This window comes from Allobosea sp. 05T422_2, assembly GCF_056396265.1.
In genome coordinates, this window is the sequence record NZ_JBFTLD010000018.1 from 1 (window position 1) to 18,661 (window position 18,661).

General features: G+C 65.6%; 19 protein-coding genes. 3 read left to right on the forward strand and 16 right to left on the reverse strand.

Translation table 11 applies throughout. The annotated features are described in order from the left end of the window. The 10 genes from AC1DJT_RS05470 to mutM all read right to left on the reverse strand — a co-directional run. On the reverse strand, positions 1–1,631 hold a 1,631-nt coding region (locus tag AC1DJT_RS05470; protein WP_476833684.1), incomplete at its 3' end, for a RecQ family ATP-dependent DNA helicase. Positions 1,632–1,708: 77 nt separating this feature from the next. After that, positions 1,709–2,323: a LysE family translocator gene (locus AC1DJT_RS05475; RefSeq protein ID WP_476833685.1), complete on the reverse strand. Its 615-nt coding sequence runs from the start codon at positions 2,321–2,323 to the stop codon at positions 1,709–1,711. 93 nt (positions 2,324–2,416) lie between these two features. After that, a complete protein-coding gene (recF, locus tag AC1DJT_RS05480; protein ID WP_441504979.1) occupies positions 2,417–3,541 on the reverse strand; it encodes a DNA replication/repair protein RecF in 1,125 nt (374 codons plus the stop codon). A 14-nt stretch (positions 3,542–3,555) separates the two neighbouring features. After that, a complete protein-coding gene (gene dnaN, locus AC1DJT_RS05485; protein ID WP_069878403.1) occupies positions 3,556–4,671 on the reverse strand; it encodes a DNA polymerase III subunit beta in 1,116 nt (371 codons plus the stop codon). Positions 4,672–4,828: 157 nt separating this feature from the next. After that, positions 4,829–6,331 carry a chromosomal replication initiator protein DnaA gene (gene dnaA, locus AC1DJT_RS05490; protein WP_441504980.1) on the reverse strand — a complete coding sequence of 501 codons (1,503 nt, stop codon included), beginning with the start codon at positions 6,329–6,331 and terminating at the stop codon, positions 4,829–4,831. 800 nt (positions 6,332–7,131) lie between these two features. Then, on the reverse strand, positions 7,132–7,398 hold the full coding sequence (gene rpsT / locus AC1DJT_RS05495; RefSeq protein WP_069878404.1) for a 30S ribosomal protein S20: 267 nt from the start codon (positions 7,396–7,398) through the stop codon (positions 7,132–7,134). 188 nt (positions 7,399–7,586) lie between these two features. Beyond that, the gene (locus tag AC1DJT_RS05500) at positions 7,587–7,976 is read right to left on the reverse strand and encodes a RidA family protein (protein ID WP_441504981.1); all 390 of its coding nucleotides are present in this window, start codon (positions 7,974–7,976) and stop codon (positions 7,587–7,589) included. Further along, positions 7,973–8,971 (reverse strand): threo-3-hydroxy-L-aspartate ammonia-lyase, encoded by a 999-nt coding sequence (locus AC1DJT_RS05505; protein ID WP_476833686.1) that lies wholly within the window; start codon positions 8,969–8,971, stop codon positions 7,973–7,975. The genes AC1DJT_RS05500 and AC1DJT_RS05505 overlap by 4 nt, the downstream gene beginning before the upstream one ends. A gap of 106 nt (positions 8,972–9,077) precedes the next feature. After that, entirely contained in the window at positions 9,078–9,851 is a 774-nt protein-coding gene (locus AC1DJT_RS05510; protein WP_069878406.1) for an enoyl-CoA hydratase, read from the reverse strand. A 140-nt stretch (positions 9,852–9,991) separates the two neighbouring features. After that, positions 9,992–10,882, reverse strand: coding sequence for a bifunctional DNA-formamidopyrimidine glycosylase/DNA-(apurinic or apyrimidinic site) lyase (gene mutM / locus AC1DJT_RS05515; protein WP_476767505.1), 891 nt, complete (start codon positions 10,880–10,882; stop codon positions 9,992–9,994). A 112-nt stretch (positions 10,883–10,994) separates the two neighbouring features. On the opposite strand from mutM, the gene ubiE reads away from it, so the two are divergent. Together ubiE and ubiB are read left to right on the forward strand one after the other, a co-directional pair. Beyond that, positions 10,995–11,756, forward strand: a complete 762-nt coding sequence (ubiE, locus tag AC1DJT_RS05520; protein WP_441490551.1) for a bifunctional demethylmenaquinone methyltransferase/2-methoxy-6-polyprenyl-1,4-benzoquinol methylase UbiE — start codon at positions 10,995–10,997, stop codon at positions 11,754–11,756. Between the two features lie 16 nt (positions 11,757–11,772). Then, positions 11,773–13,329, forward strand: a complete 1,557-nt coding sequence (gene ubiB, locus AC1DJT_RS05525) for a 2-polyprenylphenol 6-hydroxylase (RefSeq protein WP_441490550.1) — start codon at positions 11,773–11,775, stop codon at positions 13,327–13,329. Between the two features lie 6 nt (positions 13,330–13,335). Here the strand turns inward: ubiB and AC1DJT_RS05530 are convergent, their stop codons facing one another. The 6 genes from AC1DJT_RS05530 to AC1DJT_RS05555 all read right to left on the reverse strand — a co-directional run bounded on the left by AC1DJT_RS05530 (position 13,336) and on the right by AC1DJT_RS05555 (position 17,015). Beyond that, complete coding sequence (locus AC1DJT_RS05530; protein WP_476833687.1) at positions 13,336–14,529, reverse strand: serine hydrolase domain-containing protein; 1,194 nt, start codon at positions 14,527–14,529, stop codon at positions 13,336–13,338. Then, complete coding sequence (locus AC1DJT_RS05535; RefSeq protein WP_441504986.1) at positions 14,526–14,942, reverse strand: VOC family protein; 417 nt, start codon at positions 14,940–14,942, stop codon at positions 14,526–14,528. Before AC1DJT_RS05535 ends, AC1DJT_RS05530 begins: the two co-directional genes overlap by 4 nt. A gap of 55 nt (positions 14,943–14,997) precedes the next feature. Continuing rightward, a complete protein-coding gene (locus AC1DJT_RS05540; protein ID WP_476833688.1) occupies positions 14,998–15,474 on the reverse strand; it encodes a DUF1579 domain-containing protein in 477 nt (158 codons plus the stop codon). A 45-nt stretch (positions 15,475–15,519) separates the two neighbouring features. Continuing rightward, positions 15,520–16,059, reverse strand: coding sequence for an SRPBCC family protein (locus AC1DJT_RS05545; RefSeq protein ID WP_476767501.1), 540 nt, complete (start codon positions 16,057–16,059; stop codon positions 15,520–15,522). 42 nt (positions 16,060–16,101) lie between these two features. Then, positions 16,102–16,524 carry a DoxX family protein gene (locus AC1DJT_RS05550; RefSeq protein WP_113517055.1) on the reverse strand — a complete coding sequence of 141 codons (423 nt, stop codon included), beginning with the start codon at positions 16,522–16,524 and terminating at the stop codon, positions 16,102–16,104. 110 nt (positions 16,525–16,634) lie between these two features. After that, the gene (locus AC1DJT_RS05555; protein ID WP_441490545.1) at positions 16,635–17,015 is read right to left on the reverse strand and encodes an ArsR/SmtB family transcription factor; all 381 of its coding nucleotides are present in this window, start codon (positions 17,013–17,015) and stop codon (positions 16,635–16,637) included. A gap of 160 nt (positions 17,016–17,175) precedes the next feature. Between AC1DJT_RS05555 and AC1DJT_RS05560 the strand changes: the two genes are divergently transcribed. After that, positions 17,176–18,630 carry an AMP nucleosidase gene (locus AC1DJT_RS05560; protein WP_441504990.1) on the forward strand — a complete coding sequence of 485 codons (1,455 nt, stop codon included), beginning with the start codon at positions 17,176–17,178 and terminating at the stop codon, positions 18,628–18,630. The last annotated feature ends 31 nt before the right edge of the window (positions 18,631–18,661 follow it).

Sequence of the window (18,661 nt, forward strand, 5' to 3'; positions counted from 1 at the left end):
TGCTCGAACAGGGCAGCGGTGCCTTCATCGAGCCCATCGGCCCGCGCGCCACGCTCGGCAGGGCGACCGCGCCGTACGGGGAGGGCATCGGCCCTGAGCGCGATCGGCTCGCGTCCGAACAAGATGTCTTCGCCCTTCTCCGTCAGGCGGAAACCGCCATGTTCGGTGCTGGCTTCCGCGAGCGCGCCGGCGGCGAAGAGCTTGCGGGTCAGGGCTGCCCAGGCGGCCTTGGGCTTGTCGTTGCCGACGCCGAAGGTCTTCAGCCCGTCATGGTTCTGGCGGCGGACCGCTTCGCTCATCGTGCCGGTCAGGATATCGGCGAGATGCCCGGCGCCAAAGCGCTGTCCCGAGCGCGCCACTGCCGAAAGCAGCTTTCGGGCATCCAGCGTGGCATCCTGGAGCGTCGCCTCTCCAGCACAGAGATCGCAGCGGAATTGTGCTTCCCGATGCCGGCAAGGCGGCGTCTCCTCGCCGAAATAGGCAAGCAGGGAAGAGCGCCGGCAGAGCGCCGACTCGCACAGGTCGGTCATCGCGCTGAGACGCCTATGCTCGATGCGCCGGCGCTCGTCGTCGATCGCTTTCTCGTCGATCTGGCGGCGGCGCAGCGCCATGTCCTCGACGCCGTAGAGGGTGAGCGTATCGGCCGGCAGTCCGTCGCGGCCGGCGCGGCCGATCTCCTGATAATAGCCCTCGATCGAGCCCGGCATGTCGGCATGGACGACGAAGCGGACATCGGGCTTGTTGATGCCCATGCCGAAGGCGATGGTGGCGCAGATCACCACACCATCCTCCTGCAGGAAGAGGTCCTGGTTGCGGTTGCGCTCCTGCTGCTCCATGCCGGCATGATAGGCAAAGGCCTTGTAGCCCTGCTCGCGCAGGCCTTCGGCGAGGCGCTCGGTCCGGCCTCGCGACGAACAATAGACGATGCCGCTGCCGCCGCGATGTCGCTTCAGGAAATCGGCGATCTGGCGCCGCGGCTGGTCCTTCGGGGCGAAGGCGAGCTTCAGATTCGGCCGATCGAAGGAATGAATGACGGTGACAGGCGGCTTCGGGAACAGCTGCTGGGCGATGTCATCGCGCGTCTGCCGATCCGCAGTGGCCGTCAGTGCCGTGACCGGGACGCCGCCGAGCGCCTCGCGAACCTTGGCAAGCAGGCGGTATTCCGGGCGGAAATCATGCCCCCATTGCGAGACGCAATGCGCCTCGTCGATGGCAAGCCGGGCAACGCCGAGCCTGCGCAGCCGAGCGACCAGTCCCTCCCCCGCCAATCGCTCCGGCGAGACGAAGAGCAGACGCAGGTCGCCGGCGTTGAGCTTCGCCCAGGCGTCCGCCGCCTCGCTCTCGCTGTTCATCGAGTTGAGCGAAGCCGCCGCGACACCGGCCCGCGTCAACTGCCCGACCTGATCCCGCATCAGCGCAATCAGCGGCGAGACCACGAGCGTCAGCCCGCCCGTGACCAGTGCGGGCAGCTGATAGCACATCGACTTGCCGGAGCCGGTCGGCATCACCGCGAAGACGTCGTTTCCCGCCAGCGCGGCCGCGATGACCTCCCATTGTCCCGGGCGGAAATCGTCATAGCCGAAGACGGATTTCAGCGTCGCGCGCGCCTGTGATTCGCGAGATTGCGGCATGCCGAAGGGTTTGCCCGAGGCTGGCGGCAATGGCCAGCCCCAAGCCGCGACCATCCTGGGGGCGATGGAGCTGGTTTTCAGCCCCTAGCGGCGATAGCAGCCGCCGCACCGGCCATGACGCCGCCAGTCAGGCGATTGATCCGACGCATCGCCGTCGGGCTCGCCACCAGCCGCCGAGCCCGATCCGCGGCATAGGCATAGGCGAGCATCGTCGAGCCTATGATCAGGGTCAGCAGCAACGCAACCTCGACGAAGGCGAGCATCGTCATCCGGCCGAGATCGACGACAAGAGGCAGGATCGACAGGAAGAACACCATGACCTTGGGATTGCCGAGCGTCAGCGCGATGCCGCCGAAGAACAGCCGCAAGCCCTCCCCGCGGGCACTCGGCGGCTGACGCGGCGCCTCGGCCGGGGCGGTCCAGAGTTTCCAGGCGAGATAGAGCAAATAGGCACAGCCGGCATATTTGATCGCGACGAAGAGTCCATGGAAGCCCTGCGTCAGCACCGCAAGGCCAAGCGCCGTGCAGGAGAACCAGATCAGATCGCCTGCGACGATTCCCGCCGCAAAGGGAAGCGAGCGGCGAAAGCCGGTGCCGAGCGAGCGCGCAACCAGGGCAGCGACCGCAGGACCAGGCGAAGCGACCGCCAGAAAATAGACGCCGGCAAATACCAGAAGGCCTGTAAGTTCCATGGGAGCAGCCTCTTCAGAGCAGCGGCAACCCTAATGCACCCGAGGCGTCTCATTGCGACGCGTGATCTGACCGATCAGCCCAGCTCAAGCACGTCAGCCGATGGCCTCGACCTGCCCGGATGTCACGGTGAAACACTGCGCCCCTGCCGGCAGATCGGTGAACAACGCCGGATCGGCACCCGTCATCCAGACCTGCGAGCCCAGCTCGCCGAGTTCGGCGTAGAGCGCCGCGCGCCGACGCGGATCGAGATGGGCGGCGACTTCGTCGAGCAAGACCAGTGGCGGAAGCCCGCTCATGCTCCGGACCAGCCTCGCATGCGCAAGCACGAGCCCGATCAGCAGGGCCTTCTGCTCGCCGGTCGAGCCCTGCTCGGCCGGGATATCCTTGGCGGCATGGCGAACGAGGAGGTCCGACGCCTGCGGGCCGACAAGGGTGCGCCCGGCCGCGCGGTCGCGCTGGCGCCCCTGCCTCAGGATGTCGCGATAGCGATCCTCGGCATCGAGTGCCGGCAGCCCCGCCACAAGCCGGTCGATCTCGCCTTCAAGGCCGAGCGCGGCACGGGGGAAGGGAGATGCGTCGTCGCCATTGGCCGCGATGATCATCGCCAGTCGGCCAACCGTCTCGGCCCTCGCGGCAGCCACGGCCACGCCGAGTTCGGCGATCTCCCGCTCGATCGCTTCAAGCCAGGACGACTCTTGCGGAGTGTCCTCGAGGATCCGGTTGCGCGAGCGCAAAGCCCGTTCTAGCGCGTTCGAGCGTGTCGCATGGCCTGGATCGACCGCAAGCACGAGCCGGTCGAGGAAGCGGCGGCGGTCGCCGGCCGAGCCACGGAACAAGCCGTCGAGATCCGGCGTCAGCCAGACCACGCGGAGATAGTCGCTGAAAGCCAGCGCCGAGCCGACCTGGACCCCGTCGATGCGGGCAAGCCTTGCACGCCGCCCGTCGCTTTCGCTGCCAAGCCCGATGCCGAGGCGCGGCCCATCCTCCGCGAGCGCAATCGATACGGCGAAGGAGCCCGGGCCCGCCTGGCGCGCCATGTCGGAGAGATCGGCGCGGCGCAGCCCCCGGCCCGGCGCGAACAGAGACACGGCTTCGAGCAGATTGGTCTTGCCGGCGCCATTCTCACCGACAAGCGCAACGATTTGGCCCCCGATCGCGAGATCGAGGGCCTCATAGGAGCGGAAATCCTGAAGGATCAGGCGCGCGACCGTGGTCAAGATGCGAGCGCGGCCTAAACCCGCATCGGCATCAGCACATAGAGCGCAGACGCACCTTCGCGATCCTGGATCACGGTCGGCGAACCGGGATCGGCAAGCTTGAGGAGGGCCGTGTCGCCATCGAGCTGGGCGGCGATATCCATCAGGTAGCGGGCGTTGAAGCCGATATCGAGCGGGCTCGCATCATAATCGACCTCGACCTCCTCGGTCGCCGATCCGGAATCGGGATTGGTGACCGACAGGGTCAGGCGGCCATCGGCGATGGACAGCTTCACCGCGCGACCGCGCTCGGAGGAGATCGTCGAGACACGATCGACCGAGGCAGCGAAATCGCCCTTGTCGACGGTCAGGCGCTTGTCGTTTCCGCTTGGGATCACCCGCTGGTAATCCGGGAAGGTGCCGTCGATCAGCTTCGAGGTCAGCACCACCGCCTGCGTCGCGATACGGATCTTGGTGGCGGAGAGCTCGACCGAGACCTCGGTGTCGCCATCCTCCAGCAGCTTCTGGATCTCCGCCACGGCCTTGCGCGGCACGATCACGCCCGGCATGCCGGCAGCCCCGCTCGGAGCCGCGGTATCCACGCGGGCAAGCCTGTGCCCGTCCGTCGCAACGGCGCGCAGCAGGCTGCGGCCTTCGACTTCGATGGTGTGGAGATAGATGCCGTTCAAATAGTAGCGCGTCTCCTCGGTGGAGATCGCGAACTGGGTCTTGTCGATCAGGCGCTTGAGCTCACCCGCGGCGAGCGTGAAGCGATGCGCCATCTCGCCCGCGGTGATGTCGGGGAAATCGCCCTCGGGCAGGGTTTGCAGCATGAAACGCGAGCGGCCGGAGCGGAGCGTCAGCCCCGCTTCACCCGTCGTCTCGAGCGAGACCTGGGCGCCGTCGGGCAGCTTGCGCACGATATCGTAGAGCGTATGTGCCGGCACGGTCGTCGCGCCCGGCTCCGGGACATCGGCGGGCACCGTCTCGACGACCTCGATATCGAGATCGGTCGCCTTCAGTTTGAGGCCGGCACCGTCCGCGCTCAGCAAAAGGTTCGACAGGATCGGGATCGTGTTGCGGCGTTCCACCACGCGGTGGACATGACCCAGCGACTTCAACAGCGTAGAACGTTCGACCGTGACCTTCATCGTCTGTCTTCTGGCGTGCTAGCGCCCGAGCAGCGGCTGCACGGGCGACGGAATGGCCCGCGACATTGCAGGACGCGCGCCGGTGGCGCAAGGGCGCTCTCACAACCGGCCACAGCCAAAGCCGCGCTCGCCTTCAGGGCATAGCGCGGCAGGCAGCTCACTCCTGCAGCATCCGCTTCAGGAGATCGACCTCGTCATGCAGCAGGCGATCTTCGGCGATCGCCTTTTCGATCTTGCGCACGGCGTGCAGCACGGTGGTGTGATCGCGGCCACCGAAGCGGCGGCCGATCTCCGGCAGCGAGCGCGGAGTCAGCGCCTTGGACAGATACATGGCGATCTGGCGCGGCTTCACGACTGCCGCGGTGCGGCGCTCGGAGAGGATGTCGGCCCGGCTGACATTGTAGCGGGTGGCGACCAGCTTCTGGATGTCCTCGATCTTGACGCGGCGCGGCTCGCGGGTCCGGACCAGGTCACGGATCGCCGCCTCGGCCGTTTCCAGCGTCACCGCATTGCCGGACAAGGTGGCATGGGCCAGCAGCCGATTGGCGGCGCCGTCGAGATCGCGGCCATTGGCGGTGATGACGCGGGCAACATAGGCGATCACGTCGGAATTGACGTGGAAGCTCGAATGCGCCGCCTGCAGCGACTCGAGCCGGCTTCCGAGAATCTTCACGCGCAGCGCCTCGTCAAGCTCGCCGACCTCGACGACAAGCCCGCCGGCCAGCCGCGAACGGATGCGCTCGTCGAGCGCTTCGAGATCATTGGCAAGCCGATCGGCCGCGACCACGATCTGCTTGCCGGCATCGATCAAGGCGTTGATCGTGTGGCCGAACTCCTGCTGGATCGAGCGCCCCTGGATGAACTGTACGTCGTCGACGATCAGCAGGTCGATGCCGCGCAGCTTTTCCTTGAAGGCGAGCGCCGTCTGCGACTTCAGGGCCGCGACGAAACCGTACATGAAGCGATCGGCCGTGAAATAGGCCACGCGTTTGCCATGATTGCGCGCATCCTGAGCAATCGCCTGCAGGAGATGCGTCTTGCCGAGCCCGACCCCAGCATGAAGGTAGAGCGGATTATAGGGGGTCGATCCGGCCGGGGCCGCGGCAATTCGCTCGGCCGCTGCAAAGGCCAGCTGGTTCGACTTGCCGACGATGAAGCTCTGGAAGTTGAGGCGCCGGTCGAGCATGGTGCCGCAGGCGTCAACAAGCTCCTGCTCACAGGGCAGGGATCCGGCCTCCGCCGAGCGAAGGGCCATGACGGGCTCGGGTGCCGCCGCACGCGGGGCAGCCATGGCAGCCTCGCGGACMGCGGCCGGAATGGCATCCCGGGCAGCCTGGCGCACCGAAAGCAGGATGCCATTGGCAGCAGGCAACTCGGCCAGGCAATGCGCCCGCAGGCGCTCGGCATAATGCGCCTCCAGCCAGCTCTTCAGGAAACGGGTCGGCACGGTGAGATAGGCCACGCCATCGACGAGGCCGCCGATCTCGACACGCGCAAACCAGCTGGAGAAAACATCCTCGCCGAGTTCGGCACGCAGGCGGCGGCGCACGCGGTCCCAGGCTTCAGTCAGGGAAAGCGCTGCTCCCTCCCCCTGGATGCTCGCAGTCGTGGTCGCGATCACAGACGCCGGCACAGCCTTCGCATCGGTAATCTCGTCCATGGCTTGCCGCTCGAACATTTCGTGCCCCATTTCAATATCAAGAGATGCGCTATCGGCGGCGGCTCTTGGTGGACCGCCTGCCGGAGCTGTTGTTTGGACAAAGAGAATGACGCCCACTCGACGGCATGCGCCGGCGGGTGACAGGCTCTCGATCCATTTCTGATTACGCTTAGAAGGCTCGCCGAAGGACGGAGCCGCTACTTCATCTCAACTCAAACAGACAAAGAGCCGCATCCTCTCCCCTCTGGGGCGTGAGCCAAAAACGCCGTTAATCTTTGGAAACCACCGGAGGTCATTGCTGTCCGCCCGGCGATGAAGGGACCTTACAGGGGCGCCTCGAACGGGGGCAATATCCCAGTCAGCCGGCTTCGGAGACTCAAGCCCTTTCAGAGCCCCCATGACCTATGGGCAAGGCAGGCCCAATAGGTTGGGGAACTTAACGTTTTTTTTACGGCGGAGGCTGCGCGCGGAGCGCGAATCTTTTTTTCGGGAAGCGACGGAGACGCAGGTAGAAGCTCCGGCGATTCCCGACAACAGATTCCTTTGCCCGCTAACGTCATGAAAAATATGGGATTTATTTGCGCGGCCAAAAGGCGAAAAAAGCACCTTTTGGCGCCCTGAAACCACAACCGAAGTCAACCCCATAACGCAGCGGAAAGATTACTGAATCGGCCCCGCAGATGAGATTTTTCTCGTCTGCGGCAGTCAGGCTTGCCTAACGGTCGGTTAACACAGCAAACAAAAAGCCCGACCTGACGGCCGGGCTTTTCTTAGTCCGAAACTGCTCTGCAGAACGCCGCTCAGGAAGCGAGAGCGCTGATCCGATGCGCCAGGCGCGAGACCCTGCGCGAAGCGGTGTTCTTGTGAACGACGCCCTTCTGAGCGGCGCGCATGATCTCCGGCTGAGCGGCCTTGAGCGCCTCCGCAGCGGCACCCTTGTCGCCCGAGGCAATTGCCTCCTCGACCTTGCGCAGGAAGGTGCGCATACGGCTGCGGCGCGCCTTGTTCACCTCGGTGCGCCGCGCGATCTTGCGCGTGGCCTTCTTGGCCGACGTCGTATTGGCCATCGATCGTCCTCGTCTTCATTGCGACCGAACACCCGGCGGATTTGCCTGGCGGGTTCGGGCCGCTACCTTGATTGAAATGCATGTGCGGCGGCGGTTGCTTGCGCTAGCCGTCGCGAGACGCTGGCCTATAGTATCTTGTGCGGGCCGCGTCAACGCCGGAATGGCCGTATCACGCCAGGAGCGCCAGATCAGCCCCTTCGGACCGCCACAGCCTCGATCTCGATCAGGTAGCCATGATGCAGCTCGGGCACCGGCACGACCGAGCGCGCAGGGCGGTGATCGCCGAAGGCCTCAGCGTAGATCCGGTTGAACTCGGGCCAGTTGCCCACCCCGACCAGATAGGCCGTAACCTTGACGACATCGGACGGCGCACAGCCAGCCGCCGTGAGGATCGCGAGCATGTTGGCCAGCGCCTGATGCGCCTGGACGGCGAAGGGCTCGGCCGAGCTATGGCTGCCGTCAGGGCGGGGAGCGAGCTGGCCGGAGACGAAGACGAGGTCCTTATAGGCCACGGCATGCGCATAATGCCCCGCCGGGGCCGGCACCTCGGGCGAGGCGATGGTCTCGATCCTGCTCATGCCGAAGGCCCTACGAAGCGTGCGAAGGCAGCAAGATCGACATTGCCGCCGCTGATGATGACGCCGACACGCTTGCCCGTGACCGGAACCGCCCCGGTGAAGGCCGCTGCAGCCGCAAGGCAACCGGTGGGCTCGACCACGAGCTTCATGCGCTCGGCGAAGAAGCGCATCGTCTCGATCAGCGCCGCATCCGGCACCGTGACGATATCCTCGACGAGGTTCTGGATGATCGGGAAGGTGTATTGACCGAGGAAGGCGGTCTGGGCGCCGTCGGCAATGGTCTTGGGCACGTCGATCTTGACGATCTTGCCGCTGCGCAGGGATTGCTGGCCGTCATTGCCGGCCTCCGGTTCGACGCCGAAGACGCGGATGCCGGGGTTGAGCGCCTTGGCCGCGAGAGCCGCGCCGGAAATCAAACCGCCGCCGCCGAGGGGGACCAGCAGGATATCGAGCGGGCCAGCCTCCTCGATCAGCTCCTTGGCGGCGGTGCCCTGGCCGGCAATGACATCGGGATGGTCATAGGGCGGAATCAGGGAGAGGCCGCGGGTCTCGGCCAGCTCGCGGCCGAGCGCATCGCGGTCCTGGCTGTAACGGTCGAAGAGCACGACCTCGGCGCCATAGCCACGGGTCGCCGCAACCTTCGCGGCAGGCGCATCCTGCGGCATCAGGATGACGGTCGGCACGCCGAGCAATTTGCCCGACAGGGCGATCGCCTGAGCGTGATTGCCCGAGGAGAAGGTGACGACACCAGCACGCTTCTGTTCGGCGCTCAGCGCCGAGATCGCGTTGAAGGCGCCACGGAACTTGAAGGCGCCCATGCGCTGCAGGTTCTCGGCCTTGAAGACCAGCGAGGMCTCGGTGCGGGCATTGGCCGTGCGCGAGGTCAGTGCCGGCGTCCGGTGTGCGATGCCTTGGAGGCGACCCGCCGCCGTCACGACATCCTCATAGGTCGGCAGGACGAGCCCGCCCGTGGCGGAAGGAGCGGCAGCGTTCATCTGGTATCCCTAAGCTTCGAAGAGAACCCCCATCGTGTCAGCAAGCGGGGCTGAGCCGCAAATCAAAGATCGTCGGCCCCGGCATTCGCCCCGCTCATGACTGGGTTCAGCGGTTCTTGAAATCCGGCGGCCGCTTCTCGGAGAAGGCGGCCATCCCTTCCTTCTGATCCTGCGTGGCGAAGAGCGAGGAGAACACGCGCCGCTCGAAGCGCAGCCCCTCGTTCAGGGTGACCTCGAAGGCCCGGTTGACGGATTCCTTGACCATCATCACCGAKGGCAGCGACTTCGCCGCGATCGCCTCGGCCGCCTTCAGCGCTTCCGTCATCAGGTCGGCCAGCGGAACGATACGGGCGACGAGGCCGGAGCGCTCCGCCTCGTTCACGTCCATCATGCGGCCGGTGAGGCAGAGATCCATGGCCTTGGCCTTGCCGATCGCCTTGGTCAGGCGCTGCGTGCCGCCGGCGCCGGGAATGACCCCGAGATTGATCTCCGGCTGGCCGAAGCGGGCATTGTCCGCGGCGATGATGAAATCGCACATCATGGCGAGTTCGCAGCCGCCGCCGAGCGCAAAGCCCGCGACCGCCGCGATGATCGGCTTGCGGCGCTGGCCAATGCGGTCCCACGGCTCGAACTTGTCGTCGAGATAGGTCTCGGGGAAGGTGCGGGACTGCATTTCCTTGATGTCCGCGCCGGCGGCAAAGGCCTTCTCCGAGCCGGTGATGACGATGCAGCCGATGCCGGCATCCTTCTCGAAACCATCGATCGCCGTGTTGACCTCGCCAATCAGCTGGCCGTTGAGCGCATTCAGCGCCTGCGGGCGGTTCAGCGTGATGACGCCCACCTTGCCCTTCACCTCGACGAGAATGGTCTCATAAGCCATGGCGGCCTCCCGGATGATGCTTCGCCTGCAGCATTAGCGGCGGCCGCGGGCGCGGTCCATGCGCGGCCGCGCAAAGGCGGCTTTCGAACCCTGCGGAAGCCGTGCCGCCGACACCGCTCCGCGCGCGATATGACGTTGGCTCAGCGCTTCGGTTGGCAGCGCTCGCAATAGAAAGTCGAGCGACCGGACTGGACGAGCCGCTTCACCAGGCCGCCGCAGCCGGGCGTGACACATGGGTCGCCCTCGCGGTCATAGACCTTGAAGCGGTGCTGGAAATAGCCGAGCGAGCCGTCGGCATGGGCGAAATCGCGCAAGGTCGAGCCGCCAGCGGCCACCGCCTCCTCGAGAACCTCGCGAATAATCTGTGCGAGCGCATGGGCTGCCTCGCGGGGCCGACCGGTTGGCGTCGTGATCGTACCGGCCGCCGCTTCCGGGTGAAGCCCCGCCCGGAACAGCGCCTCGCAGACATAGATATTCCCAAGGCCTGCCACGAGCCGCTGGTCGAGCAGCGCCGCCTTCAGCGGCGCGAGCTTGCCGGCAAAGAGCTTTGCCAGGACTTCGCCGGAGAGCTCGTTGCCGAGAGGTTCGATTCCCATTGCCGCGAAATGCTTCGAGCTCTCCAGCTCGGCCCGCGGCAGGAGATCCATGAAGCCGAAGCGACGGACATCATTATAGGTGACGCGCGCTCCCGATCCGAGATGGAAGACGACATGATCGTGCTGCAGGTGCCGGCCGATCTCGTTGTAATAGGCGCCAGGTTCGGTGGGTGGCGTGCCCGACGCCTCGACCACGAAGCGGCCGCTCATGCCGAGATGCATGATCAGCGCCTCGCCATCGTCTAGATCGGCGATCAGGTACTTGGCGCGGCGCGACAGGCCCTCGACCCGCCGCCCGGTCAGGCGCTCGACGAAATGCTCAGGCAATGGAAAGCGCAGATCAGGCCGGCGCTGCTCGACCCGGGCCAGCACCTGGCCGAGCATGGCGGGCTCCAGCCCACGGCGGACGGTTTCGACCTCGGGAAGCTCGGGCATTGCACTTCGCTCTTCAGCATGCGTCGAGACGGGCCGCGACAAGGCTCGCTCGTTTCGCTATTCATCCGGCTCTAGTTACCGCCTCACCAGAACACAAGCTCCGGGCCAAGCCGTGACAGCAGCCTCCGATACCACCCATTTCGGCTTCGAGACCGTGCCGCTCGCCGAGAAACAGGCCAAGGTCGACGACGTCTTCCACAAGGTCGCCGGCCGCTACGACCTGATGAACGACCTGATGTCGGCGGGTCTGCACCGGCTTTGGAAGGATGCCCTGATCTCGACGCTGAAGCCGCCGCGCGACCGGGCTTTCCACCATCTCGACGTGGCCGGCGGCACAGGCGATGTCGCCTTCCAGGTCCTGGAAGCCGGCGGCCCGGCAACCGATGTGACGGTGCTCGACATCAATGGCGAGATGCTGAGCGTCGGGCGCGAACGCGCGCAGAAGCGCTTTCCAGGCGATGGCCGCATCCGCTTCGTCCAGGGCAATGCCGAGGAGCTCGGCCTGCCGGACAACAGTTTCGACGCCTATACGATCGCCTTCGGCATTCGCAACGTGCCACGCATCGACAAGGCGCTGACGGAGGCGCATCGCGTCCTGAAGCGCGGCGGGCGCTTCCTTTGCCTCGAATTCAGCCATGTCGACGTGCCGGTGCTCGACAAGATCTACGAGACCTATTCCTTCAACCTGATCCCACCGATGGGCAGGCTCGTGACGGGAGATGCGGAGCCCTATCGCTATCTGGTCGAATCGATCCGCAAATTCCCGAAACCACAGGTTTTCGCCGACATGATCGCAGCAGCCGGCTTCCGGCGGGCGCGCTTCACGCCCATGACCGGTGGGGTCGTGGCACTGCATTCCGGCTGGAAGCTGTGACGGCCCGCCTTCCAGCATGATCTCCTCAATCGCCCATTTCACCCGCATGGCGCGGGTTGGTTTCGTTCTGGCTCGCGAAGGCGCGCTCGCGCTGGTGGATCCGTCGGTTCTGCCGCCCGCGGCACGTGCGCTGATCAGGGTCGGCCGGCTGATCGAGCGCCGGGGCGCCGGCTCCTCGGCCACGCGCCTTGCCGCTGCGATGACCCGGCTTGGTCCGTCCTATGTCAAGTTCGGCCAGTTTCTGGCGACGCGGCCAGATGTGGTCGGGATGAAGATCGCCGAAGACCTGTCGGCGCTTCAGGACAGGATGGCGCCGTTCCCGATGGAACAGGCCCGCGCCGCGATCGAAGCCGCGCATGGCGAGCCAGTCGAGGCGCTGTTCTCCGAATTCGGCGAGCCCGTCGCGGCCGCCTCGATCGCCCAGGTCCATCGCGCACGGTTGAAGGATGGCTCGGAGGTCGCGGTCAAGGTGCTTAGGCCCGGCATCCGTGACCGTTTCAACCGCGACCTGGCGGCGATGCGCTTCGGCGCCGAACTCGCCGAGAGCCGCTCGCACGAGGCGCGGCGCCTGCGTTTCTCCGGCGTGGTCGAGACGCTGGCGCGCTCCGTCACCATGGAGATGGACCTTCGCCTCGAGGCCGCAGCGCTCTCGGAATTCGCCGAGAACACCAGGGACGATGCCGATTTCCGCGTCCCGAAGCCGGACTGGCAGCTGACGGCGCGCGAGGTGCTCGTCGACGAATGGATCGACGGCATTCGCCTCTCCGATGTCGAAGCGCTGCGTACTGCCGGCCATGACCTCGTGGCGCTCGGCCGCACCGTCATCCAGTCCTTCCTGAAGCACGCGATCCGCGACGGCTTCTTCCATGCCGATATGCATCCGGGGAACCTGTTCGTCGATGCGCAGGGCCGGCTGGTTGCAGTCGATGGCGGCATCATGGGCCGGCTCGGCCTCAAGGAACGGCGGTTCCTCGCCGAAATCCTGCTCGGCTTCATCACGCGCGACTACGCCCGCGTGGCCCGGGTCCATTTCGAGGCCGGCTATGTTCCGGCCCATCACGATGTCGCTGACTTCGCCCAGGCGATCCGGGCCGTCGGCGAGCCGATCCATGACCGGCGTGCCGACGAGATCTCGATGGCGAAGGTTCTGACCCTTCTCTTCGAGATCACCGGGCTGTTCGATATGGCGACCCGGACCGAACTCGTCATGCTGCAGAAGACCATGGTCGTGGTCGAAGGTGTAGCGCGCTCGCTCGATCCGCAGCTCGATATGTGGAAGACGGCCGAGCCGGTGGTGCGCGAGTGGATCACCCGCAATCTCGGCCCTCTCGGCAAGATCGAGGAAGTCAGCCGAGGCGCCCAGTCCATGCTCTCGACGCTCGCCAGCCTTCCTGAAACGGCCGCTCGGGCCGAGCGTGTGCTGGGCCAACTCGAGGACGCCTCGCGCCAGGGCTTTGTCCTGGACGAACGCAGCATCCAGGAGATTGGCCGGGCCGAAGCCCGGCGCAACCGCTGGGGCAACTGGGCATTGTGGCTGATCGCGGGCCTGCTGGCCTACAGCATCTTCAGCTGACGCCCCTCAGCCGGCGACCGCCCGATAGGCCAGGACCTGGAATTCCTGGCCGAGGGCGGCGTCTTCCGGACCCTGCATCAGTCTCTGGCTCAGGAAGACCGTGACGAGGTTCCGATGCGGGTCGATATTGAGACTGGTGCCGAACCCGCCTTCCCAGCCATAGCGCCCGGGAACCGCCGAGATCGGATCGGGCTGCGTCGCGATCCCAAGACCGAAGCCCCAGCCCGTGCTCTCCCAGAAGCCCGGGAAGAACGGTGAAACCGCCTTCTGCTCCGGCGTGATCTGATCCCGCGTCATCTGCTCGACCATCCCTGGCGAGAGGATGCCCTGCCCGCCGTATTGCCCGCGCGCCAGGAGCACGCGCGCAAATCTCAGGACATCGTCGGCCGTCGAGACAAGCTCGCAGGGAAAGGCGGGCGCGCGGGCAAACGCGCTTCCGGCGCCGCGATCGAACAGGACGAGCCGGCCCGCGTCCGAATCGAGACGATAGGCGCTGGCCAGTCGTCCGGCCTGGCCCGCCGGCACGCTGAAGCCGGTATCGACCATGCCCAGCGGTCGAAACAGACGTTCCTGCATGAGATCATCAAGCGGCTTGCCGGAAACCCTGGCCAAGAGCACCGAGAGCACGTCGAAGCCGGTATGATACATCCAGACGTCCCCGGGTTGGTGGATCAACGGCAGGGAGCCGAGCCGTTTCATCCAGGCGTCGGGCGACATCTCGGGGCTCATTGGACCGGGCGCGACGCCGGCATCGGCCATTGCCTGCTGGATCGGGTAACGGCCCGGCGGCGCCATGATCGCGCCGATGCCGAGCCTGAGCGTCAGCAGATCGCGCAACGTGATTGATCGGCGGGYCGGCACGGTGTCGTCGAGCGGGCCAGCGATGCTGCGCAGGACCCGGCGGTCCGCCAGCTCCGGCAACCAAGGCTCGACGGCGTCATCGAGCCCGATCGCTCCATCCTCGACGAGCGACAGAGCCACCACCGCCAGCATCGGCTTGGTCATCGAGGCGATGCGGACGATCGCATCGCGACGCATCGGCGCAGCACTGTCGAAATCGGCCAGGCCGAAGGTCTCGACATGCACGTCATCCGCCCGGGCGATCAGCGTGACGATCCCGGCGACGGCACCGCGCGTGACATGGCCGCGCATCGCGGCGGCCGTGTCGGCGAGGGCCTTTTCGGAGAAGCCAGCGCTCATCCGTTCTTGAACTCGGCATTGACCATCCAATGCGTGCCGAAGCGGTCGGTCAGCATGCCGAAGCTCTTGGACCAGAAGGTCTCCCCGATCGGCATCTGGATCTGGCCGCCCTCCGAGAGCCCCTTGAAGATGCGCTCGGCCTCGGCGACCTCCTTAACCATGACGTTGACATAGACGCTGCGCATCGGGCCGCTGCTGCGGTCCGGCGGCGCATCGGACGCCATCAGCATCTGGCCGTCGAGCTCCAGGCAGGCATGGATGATCTTCTTGCGCCATTCCGGCGAGACGTCGTTCTCCGCCGGCGTGCCTTCATGGCTCATCATCGCGGTGATCTTGCCGCCAAGCACCTTCTGGTAGGTCGTGAACGCTTCTTCGCAATTGCCGTTGAACATCAGATAAGTCGAGAGCTTCATTGGGCTGTTCCCTTGAGAAATGGCCGGTCGCGCCGGCCTTGGATGGCTTGGTGGATCAGATTCTCTGGTAGCGAGCTCTCATGAACTCGCTCCAGTTGCCATCGGCACCGAGAACCTTCGAATAGAACAACCGCTCGGTCGGGCTGCCGATCTCGATGATGTCCCGATATTTCGACGTCGTGCCATCGCCGGAGAAGCTGGGCCCTTYGGATTCGAGCGTCAGKATCTTGCCGCTGTCGTCGAGAGAACCTTCATAGGTCCAGATCATCGCCATCATCGAGCCCAGCCAGGTTCCGACGAAACGGCCCTTTTGGGGGTCAAAGCCGAGCGTGATCTGCATGGTCGCGGGATTTCCGTCGGGCAGCTCGCTCTTGCTCTCCCCGACGATCCAGAGATCGCCGATGGAGCGAACGGTCTCCGAGCCCTTGAAGATCTCCTCCGGCTTGTCGGGCGAGCAGTTCGATTCATAAGCCCAGTTGCCGACGAGCTGCTGAAGCCAGCGATGTTCGTCCTGCGGTTCGACAGTCTGCATGGGTATAGCCTCCTCCTTGCTGGTTCTTCGGGAACTGAGATGGGTCTAGCGCTCGGCCGCCACTTTCAGATTGGCGAGTCCGGTCTCGAAATCGCGCCCCACCATGCGATCGACGTTGAAGAAGACATGCATGATCCGGGTGAGGAACGGCGCTGGGCCGGTCATGGTCCAGATCACCTCGGTGGCGCCGCCGCGAGGCTCGAGCGCGAATGTGACGTCGTTATGAGCCTCGAAGGGCTTGATGAAATCGAGCCTCAATCCAACCTTGCGGGGAGCCGAGGCCTCGACGATCTCCGTGCGGCCCTGCCCGACATTCTTGTCGCCGTCCCAGGCATAGACCGCACCGAGGCCGCTTTCCGCGCCGCTGAAGCTGCGCTTCATCGCCGGGTCCTTCTTCTCCCAGGGCGACCAGTCACCCCAGCTCCGGAACCCGTTGATCAGCGGAAAGACGTGCTCCGGCGGTGCGTTGATGGCGAGCGAACGCTGGACGCGAAAGCTGTCGGGCTTCATCGCGGCCAGGACGAGCACGACGACGATGGCGAGGGCGAGAATGGCGACAATGGCCCAAAGAAGGGTGCTGAGCACGGAACGCTCCTGTGACGGATCGAGAGGGAGTGGCGAAAGCTGCTAGGCGCTTCGCAGCGGGATGAGTGCGCGCAGCCTCGGATCGCGCAGGTAGAGTCCGCCCCAGGCCATGAGGCCGAGATAGAGCCCAAAGAAGAGGTGGCTGAAGAGCGGGCTGCCGACGCGCAGATGCGTCGCCATGGCGCCGCCAAGCAGCCCCGTAAGCAGCACGGCGCCAAGAATGGAGGTGCGGGGATAGGCATAGAGCAGCGCAATGATCAGCGTCATGGCGCCGAGCCCCCGGGCCAGCTCATTGCTTCCCGAATATCCCAGCTGCTGCAGGGTATCGTTGACCACCTGCAGGGGCGCCAGCTTGATACCGCCGTCGAACAGCAGGAACGCGACGACGACACCGCTCAGCACCCGTCCCGTCCAGAGCTTGGCTCTTGGCTCTGCGAAGGCGGGCTCGGTAATCGATAGAGACATGATGCTCTCCAAAGTTGTTTGATTGGGATCTAAGATCTCATTGCGAGCAGACAAGACCGCCTGGCGAGCAGGCAAAACCGCCTGGATTCCGGGGCGATGACGGGCCGCGATCATTGTCCGTCCGTCCCCTTCGAAGGCGGGCTCAACGACAGCGCCGCATTCTGGTCCTCAGTCCTCAGCTCCAGAATCATGCTCTCCAGCCTGTCCAGGCTCTGGTCCCAGAAGACCCGGTAGTGCTCGAGCCAGGCAGCCACATCGCGCAGCGGGCCGGGATCGAGCCGGCAGGGCCGCCACTGCGCCTCGCGGCCACGGGAGATCAGGCCGGCCTTCTCGAGCACCTTCAGATGTTTCGAGACGGCCGGGAGGCTCATCGCGAAAGGTTCCGCCAACTCCTTGACCGAGGTTTCCCCCAGCGCGAGGCGCGCCAGGATGGCCCGCCGGGTGGGATCGGCGAGGGCAGAGAGCGTGGCGCTGAGGTGGTCCGGCGACATCAACTAAACCGATCGGTTAATTAACTGACCGGCTTACTAATGCACCAAAGCCGTAACGTCAAGCGCCCGTTGCGAGACCGCTGAACGCCCGGCCTGCCGACCATCGGCCGGTGCGATGCCGGTTGTTGTCAGGAGCGCCCGCAGCCGGCTAGAGTCAGCCATGAGCTTCGAGATCGCCGCCACGCCGCATGACGCCATCAACCGGTTGGAGGCGCTTTATGCCGAAGCGAAGGACGCGCTCCGCGCCGATCTCCAACGCTTCTTCGATACGAGACAGCCGCCGACGCCGGAGGAGCGCGCCCGCTATCGCTACCCGATGCTGCGCGTCACCTATGAGCCGTCGAAGCTGCCCGCAGCGACACGCCGCGGCTTCGCCAAATTTGCGGCGCCCGGCATCTACTCGACCACGGTGACCCAGCCGGCCGAGTTCCGGACCTATCTGCTCGACCAGCTCGACCCCCTGGTGACGGAATACGGCGCCACCATCGAGACGGGCATCAGCACCCAGGAAATTCCCTACCCCTATGCAATCGAGGGCGGCGACGAACTGGGCGGCGGCCGGATCTCGCCCGCGGAGCTTGCGCGGCATTTCCCGACGCCGCTGCTCTCGCTGGTCGGCGACGAGATCGCCGACGGCACCTTCGAGATCATCGAGGGCGAGCCACGCCCGCTCTCGCTCTTCGATGCGGTGCGCGTCGATTATTCGCTGCGGCGGCTGGTCCACTATACCGGCACCGACTGGCGGATGGTGCAGCCCTGGGTGCTGCTGACCAACTACCATCGCTATGTCGACCAGTTCGTGCGGCTGGCATTGGCCGAGATCGAGGCCGGCACCGCCGAGGCGCTCGTCGCGCCGGGCGGGATCCGGATCGACCGCGAAGGCATCGATGTCAGCGCCGCCGAGCGCGTGATGTCCGCGCCCTGGCATCGCTTCCAGATGCCGGCTTATCACCTCATCCGCGCTGGAGGCGAAGGCGTCACGCTGGTCAATATCGGCGTCGGCCCGTCCAATGCGAAGAACATCACCGACCATCTCGCGGTGCTCAGGCCGAATTGCTGGTTGATGGTCGGCCATTGCGGTGGCCTCCGGCAGACGCAGATCATCGGCGACTACGTGCTGGCCCACGCCTATCTCCGCCAGGACGGCATCCTGGATGACCATGTGCCGCCGGACATTCCGATTCCGGCGCTCGCCGAGGTCCAGGTCGCCTTGCAGCAGGCTGCGGCCGAGGTCACTGGCGAGAAGGGCGACCGGCTGAAGCAGAGGCTGCGCACCGGTACCGTCGTGACGCAGGACGATCGCAACTGGGAGCTGCGCTGGACCAAGGAGCGCCGCCGTATCAACCTGTCGCGCGCCATCGCGGTCGACATGGAATCCGGGACCATCGCAGCACAGGGCTACCGGCTACGCGTGCCCTACGGCACCTTGCTCTGCGTCTCCGACAAGCCGCTGCATGGCGAGATCAAGCTGCCGGGCGCCGCCAACGCCTTCTATGAGCGCGCTGTCGGCGAGCACCTGAAAATTGGACTTGCAGCGCTGGAGAAGCTCAAGGAAGCCGGCAGCACGATCCATTCACGCAAGCTGCGTTCCTTCGACGAGCCGCCCTTCCGCTAGAGGCCCCTGCACGTCCGCCCCATGACAGCCG

What these genes read in the sequence shown, in the direction of transcription:
- AC1DJT_RS05475 (WP_476833685.1), bottom strand. Translation starts at nt 2,323, where the DNA reads ATGGAACTTACAGGCCTTCTGGTATTTGCCGGCGTCTATTTTCTGGCG.
- dnaN (WP_069878403.1), bottom strand. Translation starts at nt 4,671, where the DNA reads ATGAAGGTCACGGTCGAACGTTCTACGCTGTTGAAGTCGCTGGGTCAT.
- rpsT (WP_069878404.1), bottom strand. Translation starts at nt 7,398, where the DNA reads ATGGCCAATACGACGTCGGCCAAGAAGGCCACGCGCAAGATCGCGCGG.
- AC1DJT_RS05500 (WP_441504981.1), bottom strand. Translation starts at nt 7,976, where the DNA reads ATGAGCAGGATCGAGACCATCGCCTCGCCCGAGGTGCCGGCCCCGGCG.
- mutM (WP_476767505.1), bottom strand. Translation starts at nt 10,882, where the DNA reads ATGCCCGAGCTTCCCGAGGTCGAAACCGTCCGCCGTGGGCTGGAGCCC.
- ubiB (WP_441490550.1), top strand. Translation starts at nt 11,773, where the DNA reads ATGATCTCCTCAATCGCCCATTTCACCCGCATGGCGCGGGTTGGTTTC.
- AC1DJT_RS05535 (WP_441504986.1), bottom strand. Translation starts at nt 14,942, where the DNA reads ATGAAGCTCTCGACTTATCTGATGTTCAACGGCAATTGCGAAGAAGCG.
- AC1DJT_RS05550 (WP_113517055.1), bottom strand. Translation starts at nt 16,524, where the DNA reads ATGTCTCTATCGATTACCGAGCCCGCCTTCGCAGAGCCAAGAGCCAAG.
- AC1DJT_RS05555 (WP_441490545.1), bottom strand. Translation starts at nt 17,015, where the DNA reads ATGTCGCCGGACCACCTCAGCGCCACGCTCTCTGCCCTCGCCGATCCC.
- AC1DJT_RS05560 (WP_441504990.1), top strand. Translation starts at nt 17,176, where the DNA reads ATGAGCTTCGAGATCGCCGCCACGCCGCATGACGCCATCAACCGGTTG.